The organism is Algibacter sp. L3A6 (assembly GCF_009796825.1).
Taxonomy (GTDB): domain Bacteria; phylum Bacteroidota; class Bacteroidia; order Flavobacteriales; family Flavobacteriaceae; genus Algibacter.
Genome location: NZ_CP047030.1, coordinates 2547184 through 2560000, shown reverse-complemented (window position 1 = coordinate 2560000; position 12817 = coordinate 2547184). Strand labels below are relative to the sequence as shown.

7 protein-coding genes are annotated in these 12817 nt (G+C 32.3%); 4 read left to right on the top strand and 3 right to left on the bottom strand.

What is annotated here, in order from left to right; all coding sequences use genetic code 11:
* Nucleotides 1-758 precede the first annotated feature (758 nt).
* The gene (locus tag GQR98_RS10805; protein ID WP_159019506.1) at nucleotides 759-2003 is read left to right on the top strand and encodes a glycosyltransferase; all 1245 of its coding nucleotides are present in this window, start codon (nucleotides 759-761) and stop codon (nucleotides 2001-2003) included.
* Between the two features lie 9 nt (nucleotides 2004-2012).
* Nucleotides 2013-6206, top strand: a complete 4194-nt coding sequence (locus tag GQR98_RS10800) for a phosphodiester glycosidase family protein (RefSeq protein ID WP_159019505.1) — start codon at nucleotides 2013-2015, stop codon at nucleotides 6204-6206.
* A gap of 128 nt (nucleotides 6207-6334) precedes the next feature.
* Here the strand turns inward: GQR98_RS10800 and GQR98_RS10795 are convergent, their stop codons facing one another.
* The 3 genes from GQR98_RS10795 to GQR98_RS10785 all read right to left on the bottom strand — a co-directional run bounded on the left by GQR98_RS10795 (nucleotide 6335) and on the right by GQR98_RS10785 (nucleotide 10663).
* Nucleotides 6335-8578 (bottom strand): FUSC family protein, encoded by a 2244-nt coding sequence (locus GQR98_RS10795; protein WP_233267995.1) that lies wholly within the window; start codon nucleotides 8576-8578, stop codon nucleotides 6335-6337.
* A 94-nt stretch (nucleotides 8579-8672) separates the two neighbouring features.
* Nucleotides 8673-9197 carry a DUF421 domain-containing protein gene (locus tag GQR98_RS10790; RefSeq protein WP_159019504.1) on the bottom strand — a complete coding sequence of 175 codons (525 nt, stop codon included), beginning with the start codon at nucleotides 9195-9197 and terminating at the stop codon, nucleotides 8673-8675.
* Between the two features lie 176 nt (nucleotides 9198-9373).
* Nucleotides 9374-10663 carry a hypothetical protein gene (locus tag GQR98_RS10785; RefSeq protein ID WP_159019503.1) on the bottom strand — a complete coding sequence of 430 codons (1290 nt, stop codon included), beginning with the start codon at nucleotides 10661-10663 and terminating at the stop codon, nucleotides 9374-9376.
* 320 nt (nucleotides 10664-10983) lie between these two features.
* On the opposite strand from GQR98_RS10785, the gene GQR98_RS19355 reads away from it, so the two are divergent.
* Both GQR98_RS19355 and GQR98_RS10775 read left to right on the top strand, forming a co-directional pair.
* Entirely contained in the window at nucleotides 10984-11205 is a 222-nt protein-coding gene (locus GQR98_RS19355; protein ID WP_159019502.1) for a YgaP-like transmembrane domain, read from the top strand.
* Nucleotides 11206-11471: 266 nt separating this feature from the next.
* Nucleotides 11472-12794: a Kelch repeat-containing protein gene (locus tag GQR98_RS10775; RefSeq protein WP_159019501.1), complete on the top strand. Its 1323-nt coding sequence runs from the start codon at nucleotides 11472-11474 to the stop codon at nucleotides 12792-12794.
* Nucleotides 12795-12817: the final 23 nt, after the last annotated feature.

The following is a 12817-nucleotide window of genomic DNA, read 5'->3' as shown; positions in this document are numbered from 1 at the left end:
ATTATGTTTTTTGATATACTACTGTATTTTTTGTTCCTTTTTTTAAGTCTGGTTAGAACTAATAGGTGTCATTTTTTTTTAAATTTCAGGTAAATAAAATGATAACTCAATTTATCCTTATATAGAGAGACATGCGTTTATTTTAGTTTTGATATTATTTACTACCTTATATATAGGTACAACTATTTTATTGTTTCCCTTTTTATGTCTACCTACATATAATAGGTGTTTATTAATTCGATAGTACTTCTTCCCTATTTTAGTTTACTCCTATTATATAGCATTATACGTTTTGTAAACTAAAACTATATTTTGGTTTAAAAAGAGATTCTGCAAACTAGCCCTGCGTTAGGGATTGAACGGCATGTTTGAGCTCTTTTTGTGTGGTTGCGCCTATGCAACACAAAAAAGCGAGTAGTGAAAGCCCGACTCTAGCTATACCACTAAAGGTGTAGTTAGAGTAACGCCCTAATAAAAACCTAACTCAACCAATTTATTCCTTTTTTACAGTTTTTCTTTAAAACTTAAATTTTAATTACGAAAACACATAAAAAGATAATTAAAACACAACATTTTATGATAAACTCAAAATATTCAATTATCAATTTACCTAGATTAGAGGTTTAAATTTAAAAACACATAATTTATGGTAGCTTAAATTTTTGAAGTGATAATTTAAACAAGGCTCTGACTGAAAACCTTTTAATTTTTTGAGCTATAGTCTATATTTAAAGGATACGAACCTTTATTTATAGAACATGCGAATAGGTATTATTATTGGTAGAATTGGCGGCGTGGACGGTGTTGCGCTAGAAACTGAGAAATGGATTGATGTATTAAAAAAATTGGGACATGAGGTGTTTATTATGTCTGGAGAATTTGAGTCGTGGACTATGGATTACGATCATGATTACTTGTTTCCTGCTTTATCCTTTTTTTCGGTAGAGGCTGAATGGGGACAACGCAAAGCTTTTTATGAACCGGATAAAGATCCAGGACCATTGTTGGAACATGTTGAGAGTGCTTCGAACATGATTCATGATGCCATGGTTAAATGGGTGGCTGACAAAAAGATTGAGGTTTTACTTTCTGAAAACGCATCGGCACTACCCTGCCACCTTTCTATGGGGGTTGCCATTAAAAAACTGATTAAAACTACAGGCCTACCTATTGTAACTCATGATCATGATTTTCACTGGGAACGTGGTGAGCGCTATGTATCGGCTCATCCGGAAATTAACCAATATGTAGATGATAATTTTCCGTTGTTATTGCCTGATGTAAAACATGCCGTTATTAATACGTTTGGTGTTGAAACGTTTAAAAATAGATTTAACATAGATGCTACTTTAGTGCCGAATGTTATGGATTTTAATCGCATTTACGGCGTGCCAACTCCAGAAAATCAGTTTTTCCTTAAAGACTTAGGTATTACCGAAGATGAAATTGCCCTTTTGCAAGTTACCCGTATTGTGAGACGTAAAGGTATTGAGACTGCCATTTCTTTAATTGATAAACTGGATGATAAAAAACTAAAACTTGTTATTACTGGGAATAATAATGATGATGAAAATAAGGAATATTACAATGAATTAATAGACCAGATACATCAACTTAATTTATCGAGCCAAATAATATTTGCTGCAGATAAGGTTTTAGATCACAAAGACCTATCGGACGTTTATGCCCACGGTAGAGCTGCAACTTATTTTAGTACTTACGAAGGTTTTGGGAATGCTTTTGTAGAAACCGTACTTGCCAAAAAACCAATTTTTGTAAATAACTACAAACCGGTTTACATGCAGGACATTGGTAATAAAGGCTTTGAAACCGTAATGATTGAAGATGGCAACTTAACTCCGGATAGCGTGCAACAGATGTCTGACATTATATACAACCCACAACGTTGTTTAGAAATTGGTGAATATAACTTTGAGATAGGAAAAAAGTATTTTTCGTATGATGTACTAGAAGAAAAATTAAGCAGTCTATTTAAATTTTAAAAACAAATAATGATTAATAATAAAACAGCGAAAATACCTAACATATTAAATACATTAAGAAATGAAAAAATAAATACTTGGTTTGACCTCGGTTTATTTATTGATAAATTTAAAGAACAAAATTTAGCATCTGCCTTTAAAGGAAAGGCTTCTACTTTCGATGCTGAAATTGAAAAAGGTGGTGTTGCGTTTCTTACCTTTTACTTTACCATAGATGGTATTACGGTAGAAACGGAAAAATATGCCAAAATCTTTAAAAATATTTATCCCGGTATACCCATCCACTTTATTGCTGGAGATATAAAGGATGAAGCAGATGAGCTAATCCCAAGTAGCGCTTTTAAAAAAGTAATTCCAGAAATGGAAGCCTTTGATGCTTGGCCGCTATACGAAGATTTCTTTAATATAAAAATGGAACGTGGCAGTGAGGCTTACAATGCACTTATTGGGAAATTCTGGAAAGAGGTTTTAGTTTTAGTCGAAAAACTGGGTAGCTACATTGAGGAAAACGATATTTCGCTGTTGTATCTCATTAATGTTTGCTCGAATCCTGGAAATGTTTCACTGGCGCTTGCCACAGTTTTAATTTCGGAATATTTAGGTATTCCTGTAATAAACAACAATCATGACTTTTATTGGGAAGGCGGAAATAGAAAGGAAGACATTGCAAAGAAAGGCTTAAAAAAAGGCCCGAGAGATTTCTTTTTTCATAATGCACATATTGGCGAATTTTTCTCTGTTATAGAAATGGTTTACCCATGGGAAAGTCGTTCGTGGATGAATGTAAATATTAATAAAATGCAGCAAGAGCATCTTATTAATATTAATGGTCATAACCCTGCAAATGTAGCCTTACTCGGGACTGCTGTAGATACCAAAATGCACCAAATGAGTAAACGTGATATTATAAAAGCGTTTATGCAAGTATCTACCATTTTTGCTAATGAAAAAGACACCATTACCGTACATACTGCTGCTCACCATAAAGACAGTGAACGCTCACTAAAACCAATACTTTTAGGACATAAAACTATTAAAAATTTTGATTTTGTAAATAATAACATCGTATTTCTACAACCTACACGAGTAATTAGTAGAAAATCTATTGAGCTTAACTTTAAGCTTATTAAACGTTTGTTTTCTTACGACTCCTTTGCTGAGAAATTTTCTACTAATCCGCAGTTAAAATTATCACTCATAGTTTCTGGTCCTATTCCTCATGGCCAGCAAAATTACTATCGCGATTTAAAAGGAGATTTTACAAATTTCCTTAAGGAACTTCCAAAGGAATACAAATCTCGTGTATTACTCGGCTTTCTATTTAGTGAATTTGATAAAAACGAGTTTAAGAAAAAATACAAGAAACCTTTAAATATTGAACAACTATACGATGTTGCTTCTCTAATTTTATTACCAAGCCAAACCGAAGGACGTGGCTTACCCATTATAGAAGCTGCAGCTTGTGGAACACCCATATTTTGTAGACAATATGAACCAAGGGAAGTTTACGACCAAGTAATTGGTAGACATTTAGATGAATCTCTACGTTTAAACGTTTTAGAATTTAAAGGCTCTAAAGTCCCTAAATTACTAGCCGAGAAAATATGCGACCACGTGTTTTATCCACAAAACCGAATGGTAGATGTTACACATAACCGAAGCGTAATTAATAAACGTTACAGCATCGAATCGTTAGAAAAAAACATGCGATATATTATTGAGCGCATGTGTTTACAACTAGATGCCTTAGGCAGTGAAGATAATACGCAAGTTGTTACCTTATTAAAGGCGTATAAAAAATCGGTTGAATTTGAAAACGAAGATTTAAACGTTATTCTAAACAAAAAAACAAGACATTATTTACCAGGCTATGGGCGCTTGTCTTTTATGCTGTATTTAAAATCTTTAATAGACCCTAGTTTTTTTAGAGTTGAAGAGCAGCTTGTAAAAGGAAAAGTAATGCGCTATGCTAGAATGATGGAAAACGATATTCCGGATTTAGTAAACACTAATTTGCAACAGATCCATAAATACTACAATGCAATTGATGATATTTTTAAATATGTAGATGGTGAAATTTCAACCAGACATGATCATGCGCTAACCTACAGACATAGAAACAAAAAATCTTTTGCATATCAGGCTTTTACATATCAGGAAGTAACAGGCTTAGTGAATATGATTTATAATGATATTTTTAAACCTCAACATTTAGCCGATTTAACTTTGGCTCCACAGTTTTTTGCAGATTGGGAATTGGCTCTTTTTCAATTAACCAACAGTAAATACTTAGGTATAGATGATCGAAAAATACTAACAACCAATTTAAAGAAGAATGTTCCCAAAGGGTATTTCCCTGGACGATACATTAAGCATGAGTTAGAATATTTTGTTCTACAGCCCATTCGTGCTCAATTAAAATTAACTATAGAAGAGGAACTTACAGAAAAAGTTCTACAAGGCAGCGTAGATTCTCTAGAAAAGATATATATATTTATCCATGAGCCAAGAATAACCAAGTGGTTTTCTAGTGCAAACATTAAAGAATATTTAGAAAGTGGTAAAGAACCAGAATTGGGTTTACTATATAAAGCAGGCGTTGTTCAAATAGTTGAAACGAAACAATGGTCGGAAGGTGTACATTTTCCGCAAATGGGACCAAAAGCCATCAAAATTTTAAGAGACATCAAAGAAGCAAATGGTTTTTTAATAACCAACGGTGAATATTCTGCTATGATGACTGACATTATAGAAATTGATCACTTCCATATTGGTAAGGTTTTATATGAAATGACTGCCAAAATTATGGGCATACCAAAAGATAGTGGTTTTATTCAATTTGTACCAGCAGCTGTCCGAACTACTTTGGCCTACCCTACTCCAATTCAAACCGCAAAAGATTTTAACTTAGCTTTAAAAAGCGATGATTTTACCGAACTAAAAAATACTATTGGAGAAAAAGAGTTATTTAAAATAATTTCTACTGATGCCATAGAAAACGGAACGCCAATTATTAAACTTCTTGAGCAAATAAAAGAAGGTTTGAAAGAAACTAAAACTGCAGAAAAAGTGAAATCTTCTTTCGCAGGTGGTGTTTATAGCGATGGTTTACCTTGGAGTGGTGTATTAGCCGAAATTGATACCAAACAGCATAAATGGAAATTTGCAGCACATATTGCAAATAAAGAACCTAAAAATGTACCTGCTCTAATTAAGGAATATAAGAAGAAAAGTAAAAATCCTAATAAAATAGAACTCGCCTGGAATGGTGGCTATATTTTAAATCCTGAGTTAGTTGGCAAACTTGGACTACCTGAAACCTATATTGGTTCTCCTTTAGGTTTATTGATTATGGACAATAAAGTGTTTTGTCCGCCATTATTTAACAAACCAGCCTTTATAATTTATAAAAATGGTGATGTTGATATCAGGAAAGTAAATTGTGAAGCTGGTTTAATTGTAAAAGGTAAACAAAAAAATATTGTTCTTAGTGCGAATAATTATAACAAGCATAGCGATTCCGAGGCTTGCTTTTACGATTTATCTTATTCTGAAGAAACCTTTAAAGGAAATGGAAATGTTATTATCAGAATTGCAGGAAATACTGTAAAACAAATTATTAAAACGAAAGCAGGTGAATCTGTTCCCGCTATTTCCGTCGGTATTACTTTATCCATTCCTTCTAAAATTTTCTCTAACACCATGTTTAAAGAAGGCATACCTTTAGACATTCAACTTTTAGAGCCAGAAACCAATCCTTTTAAATGGAATGAGATTTCGTATGCTATCGAAGCTGGCCCTATGCTAATAGACGGCGGAAAGCAAATTTTAAATATGGAAGATGAAGGTTGGAAAACCTCTAACTCTATTAAAACACAAGCCGCTAGGTTAGATTTCACAGATATGCGCGGACCAAAAATTGCCGTAGGTATTACAAAAGAAGGTAAGCTTATGGTGCTTATGGTTAATGGAAGAATTAGAGAATCGGTTGGGGCTACTCATTTCGATATGGTTGATATTCTTTTAAAATATGGTATGGATAAAGCTATGGGATTTGATCCAGGAGGAAGTAGCACCTTAGTAGTGGATGGAAATATTATGAATATCTCTCCTTACAATAAAAACTACGAGAAAGATATTTACTCGTTACCTCCAGAACCTAGATTTGTAGCTAATGCTATTATGGGTTGGATTGATGAATAGTTTTGAAAAGTCAATCAGATAACCTCGAACCAAATATTAAAAAGCCACTTTCTATAAATTTAGAAAGTGGCTTTTTAATTGTATTTATTTAATAGTATAAAGAGAAACTAGGATTTAAAAAAAACAACCTAAATCGCTTCAATATATTTTCGTGTGGCTCGTTTTAAATTTTCAGATAATGATTTTAACCAAATAAGTTGATTTGGTATTAAATAAGCTTCCTGCAAGTGGTGCATATCTCTAGTACTAATTTCGGTATTACCTTTTTTAATATTTTTATCTCTTTTATGAGAAAGATGCTGAAACGTTTTTAATAGTACATCTTCTGCTTCTTTAATCGACTCCGCATCACTTTGTTTGATAATAGGCTTACCTTCTAATAAAGCACAAGACATTTGCAATGTATCTGCTATTTTAAGAACCATAACATCAAATTCTTTAGAAGCTGAAGTCGTTTTATGATTAACAATAAAACTACCTATAGAGGCTGTAGCAGAAACCATAGTTTGATTTAGAGTGACTAAACTATATATAAGTTGAAATTCCCTTTGTTTAGATTTAGGATCTTGTGTTAACCTTTGAAAAGCCGCATTTAAATTACTTATTGCTAAAAAAGCATCTTTTCTAGCGACTTTATAAGCCAATTGGTTCTGTTTTTTAGCGTGGTATAAATCTTTTGTAGCAAGTAAATAACATGTATTTTTCTTTACTGCATCATGAAGTACATCTTTTAAATTGTTAACCTCCCAACTTGGCCATAATAAATAGTTCGCTACTATAGCAATAATTGCTCCTATAATAGTATCTATAACACGATATTGTATAACTTCGAAAGCATTCGGGTTTATAAGCGAGTAAACAAAAATAACATTGATTGTAATTAACGCCGCCGCAAATTTATAATTCTCCTGAATTAATGCGAATGCAAAAATGAGTGATACAATAGCTAATGTGGCGTAAACAATAACATTTTGTGTTAATAGCACAATACTAATTGCAACAGAGGCTCCTATAAGTGTGCCAATAATACGATCTTTAGAACGCTCTTTGGTTAAACCATAATTAGGGCGCATAATTACCAAAATGGTCAAAACTATCCAATACGTATTATGGATTTCTAAAACAGTACCTAGTATAAAAGCAAACAATACTGCTACGGTAAAACGCAGAGCATGCCGAAATAAATTAGAACTAAAACTAAGGTTTTGAATAATAACATTTAACCTATATTCTTGCAGCGTTAAAAACTGACTAGCATCTTGTCTTTTTAACGACACCTTAGAAGCCTCTCTTACATTGGCCATAACACGTCGAATAGCTCTTACTTCTTCTAGTAATAATTCTTGATAATCATATAGGTTTTTTAAAACTAATGCGCCTTCTCTTGCTTTTGGAAGAGTAACATCATCCACATAATCCGAAATTGCATCATTAGCTTTAGCTAGTGCCTCCAACAAAACATTCTTATTAGGAATTTTTCGTTTTTGAATAAGCAAATCTGATAATTTTATCAAATGATTACCCAACACTTTATTCAAATTCTTAGATGCTTTCAGAAAGTCTTTCCTATCAAGAAACAATCTATCAATTTCATTATAATCTAGATGCTTTGCTTCAATAAGTTCGAATATATTTATGGTCGATATAAATATTAATAGTTGCTTTTCATCATAGTGAGAACGACCAGATTTCTTTCTTTCAACGTAGAGCACCTCTCTTAAAGTTTCGTGCTTTTCGTTAATCTGTGTTTGCAGTACTAAGGCTTCTTTTATAAGCGTTTCACGTTTATTCTTCTTAGTTAATAATCGCGCTCTTAATTTTAAATATTCTCCAATAAGCGCTAGCGTATCAGATAGTAATTGATTATTATCTTTTTTAGGTGCTAATTTCTGAAAGGTGAAGGATATCAATAAGTACCAAAGCCCACCAATGCCCATAAGCCCGATATGATTAAAAATCTCTTGAGGACTTTCTTTTTGAACTGCAAGCGCCAGCACCATGGATAATAAACCAGAAAAAGAAACTAACGAAGCTCTAAAGCCATACACCGATATAAGAGAAACCACAAAAGATATAATAGTGATAGCAATGAGTAAAGCCACTAAGTAAGGCTTAAAAAACAGTATTGTGCAAGTAACCAGCATGGTTAAGCCAATACTAATTAAAATGGCATTTACCTTTCTTTTTAAACTCCCCGGAATGTCTCCTGGTGCATTTAAAAACACACCAACCACTACAGATGGAGCCCACTCAGCATACCCCAAAATATACATAATAACCAAAGGTGTAACCACTGCAGTAGTTAGCCTAATACCTCTATATAAATTGGAGCCTCTTAAAAATAGCTCTACATTGTTTAAGTGTTTATTCAATATGCACGTTCTTACTAACAAAGATACTTTAATTCAAGCAATAGTCTTTGCAATAAATAAAACTCAAACAGTTACTTTCCTTAATTATACGTCTTTAATTATTCCAATTCAATCCTTCTTTACTCACATCTACCAATACCTCAGCATCAACAGGTTTTTGTTCGTTATTATGAATTACAGAAATATCACCAGTACTTTCAAAAATAACCGCTTTCACCTCATTAAAGTCGTGTACATTTGCCTCTCTCAGTTTCGCTATTAAATCGTCTTCACCAACATTACACGCCTTCAGTTTTCTATGAAGAATTTTACCATTCCACATAATAATTTGAGGCTTATTTGTAAATAGATTTTTAAAGAAATCTATTTTTCTAACCAGATAAGAGAACAAGGTTTGAAAACCAATAATAGCGATTAATGCAACAGCTCCTTTACCTAAAGAATAATTACTATTCATTATAATGGAGGCTAAAATAGATCCAACTGCAATGGTTGATGCAAAGTCGAAACTAGACATTTTAGCAAAAGTTCTTAAACCGAAAATTCTAGTTATAATAATTATTATTGAAAAAACACCTAATACGGAAAGTACTAAATTAATATAGTCTTGTAAAGTCATAAAATTTATTTAATGGTTCGTGCCTCAAATATATTTCAGAACTCTATAATCGATTAATGCTATTGATTTAATTTGTAACCGATATCATTTTAATGATAAAAACTTTAGATTCTTAATAGTTTTTCAATGTTTTTATTTTGAAGAAATTCGGAACAAAACTTTCAATGCGAATAAAACTAGCAATCGTGATACGCTTCAGCAAAGACCAACTTCTTCCCTGTTAGCTTTTCAATTTGTTCGGCATAAGCATCAAAAAATGAACATGCTTGATTAAAAATTGCATAATTATGCTTTCCGTTATTAAGTACAATTTCAAGATACGCACCTCCACTACCTTTTGCAGGTAGCACGTTCTGCACACAAAACGATTCTATTTCGTTTGTGCTAAATACTTGAGCAAATTCATTAGAAGAAAAACCTATCTTTTCATTTTCTCTATCTACCCAAATTACAGCACTTTCATTAAACACTTCACTAATTTCCTTTGGTCTACGCCTTATCCTTACATGGCGTTTATAATCTGTAGGTATTCCTACTTTTTTATCAAACACTAACGCTTCAGAAATTGTTAAACGTTTTTCATAATCGATATCCATTAATAATTCGGGATATTCCCTTCTATTTTCAATAGATAAAGAGGTATAACCACCATTAAATAGCCAATCGCTATCGTAAGTATAGCAAATAGACAAATTAATTCCTTTTAAGTCGAAGTAGATGTTTTTTTGATCGTCTCTTTCATAACCATAATTTTTATCATCAAAGTTTAGATCTCTTTTTAAAGTTTCTTTCAAATCATTATAACTTCTATCCGTTCCTAGGTTATCAAAACAGTTAGTGTAGAAGTTTAAAACAGCAACATCTTTTCGCTTATTATCAAAATAAGAGCCAAAATCGTTAAGTAGAATATTACCGATACGTATTTGATATTTAAATTTCAGTATGTTCTGGTTATAAGGTGATTTTTGAAAAAAAACATGCTCACTTTTCTCGAGTTCACTATACGTGGTGTTCCAGTTTATAAAATGCTTTCTGGGAGATTGAATCTCAAACCCAACTGCATAATCATTATAGCCTGTTGCTAGAATTTGATATGTAGGACTCTGTTGCTTCCTCCATATTACTTTTTTAAATTTCTCCTTTTTATTGATATTTTCAAAAAACGCAGCATCATCAAACTTAAACCTACTCGATAATGTTTCATAAACTTTTTTAAATCCTTTATAATTTACCGGAATATAATTTTGATGATAATCAAAAAGGAAAAGGCTCACCAAATTGTTCTGCCCTATAACAATGTAAGCGTATTGCAGATCATTTAAATTCACCTCACAGCTATATATACCATGGTTCCCATCGCTAATAATTTTATCATTTTCAATAGTTACAATGCCATCATCACCTTCTTTTGGAAAAACATTATCGTTCCCTAATTGATTTTTAAAAAGTTTATTGAAAAGATTCATTATTTGAATTGTAATAAATTATTGGTTCTATTTTTACTAAGGTTTTCAAAAAAATAAATTTCAATAGAAAACCCACGCAGAAATTACTTCCACATTATTATGTTATGAAGTAAAAATATAAATATTTCTTGCAGATTGAATCTATTGCGGTAATTGTTTTCTAAAGCCATTCTTGATTAAACAACGTACTTACCTATAAATAAAACCGTTAAACAAACAAAAACGAGAAAAAACATCATAAAACCGTAAGTTAAAGCTTCATTATCCTTAATAAATAGTTAAATTTGTTTCCCCTAAATACCGAACTAACTTTTATAATTATGATTAAACTCAAAAAAAACATGAGTAATTTCGATAGACTCGTAAGGTTTATTGTGGCCATACTCTTGTTATCTTTATTTTTTTTAGGTGAAATTAGAGGTATTATTGGCATTATCCTTATTGCGATTTCATTTATGTTTGCCTTTGCCAGTATAACTGCTTTTTGCCCTTTTTACAAAAGCGTTAATTTTAATACAAATAACAAAGACGATTACATTTAAGTATTACGAGACCTTTTTAAATTTACTCGCTCTCATTTTATCTTTTTTCAACTTACATTCCCTGTTTAAATAGATCTTTTAAGTTTTTCGGTAATTTTAAACCGAACTAACTTAGAGCATAGCGTGCTCTTTTCAGAATATAAAAACACGTACATAATACTCTTACTAACAAGCTATTATTTTTCGCTAAAACTCAGGATAATATTTCCTAACAGTATTAGTTATTCTTAAATTTGAAAATCAGCAATGTGTTTTATTTTTAAATTATGAAGAAAATTGATTCCTCTAGAAACCTTCTAGCCTATTTTGTGTTTTGTTTGGCTCCCATTTTAATGAACGGACAAACTTCAAAAAAAATTACAGATCAATGGATTGACAAAGATGAAGATGAAAACTATACTGCACGACACGAATGCTCTTTTGTGCAAGCCGGTGATAACTTTATACTTTTTGGAGGAAGAGAATCTGCGCAAACGTTAGAATTATACAATTTTAAAAATAACACCTGGAAAAAGGCAACCACTAAAGCGCCAAAAGAGTTTAACCACTTTCAGGCGACCTTGTATCAAGGTTTTGTTTGGGTTATTGGTGCATTTAAAACCAACGCTTTTCCTAAAGAAATACCTGAAGAGGCTATTTGGCTATACCATCCACCAACCGATAGATGGATAAAAGGTCCTGAAATTCCAGAAAACCGAAGACGTGGAGGTGCAGGTTTAGTTGTTTACAACAATGCATTTTATTTAATTGGAGGGAATACCATAGGCCATGATGGTGGTTACGTAAATTGGTTTGACACCTATAATCCCAAAACAAACACCTGGACGGTTTTACAAAATGCATCTCAACAAAGAGATCACTTTCATGCCGCAGTTATCGGTAATACACTCTATGCTGCTGGAGGTAGAAAGTCTGGTGGAGAAGGCGGTGTTTTTTCTCCCTTAATTGATGTTGTGGACACTTATAATTTTGACACAAAAACATGGTCTACTTTAAAAAATAATTTACCAACACCTAGAGCTGCGCCAGGCATCATGGCTTTTAACAACGAGTTGTATGTTATGGGTGGCGAAGGCGAGAAAAAAGGTCCTGCTTTTAAAATTGTAGAAGCCTATAATCCTGAAACTGGGATTTGGACAAATAAAGCACCAATGCTTTACCCTCGACATGGCTCTCAAGCTATTTTATCTGGTGAAGGTATTTATATTGCGGCCGGATCTCCAAAGCGAGCTGGCGGCAGACAACTTAACATGGAGGTATATAATAAGGACAAACCTAAAGGAAAAACCCTAACTGCTTCGGAACTCGTTACTCCTAAACAAATAAAAGTACAAACAAATGGTAATACATCTATTACCGTTAAAAATAAAAAGGGTAATACAGGTAGTTTTATTAGTGCTATTAAAATTACAGGTACAGGAAAAGATAATTATAAAATAGAATCTAAAACTGAGCACTTTTTAGTAGATGCTAACTCCACATTTAACATTGAGGTTAAACACCTTGGAAAACTATCTAATAAAAAAGCAACTTTAGAGATTGTTTACAATGGTGATATTGTTAAAACGATTGATTTAATAACGAAATAACTTAAGCTTATCTTATTTTCAAG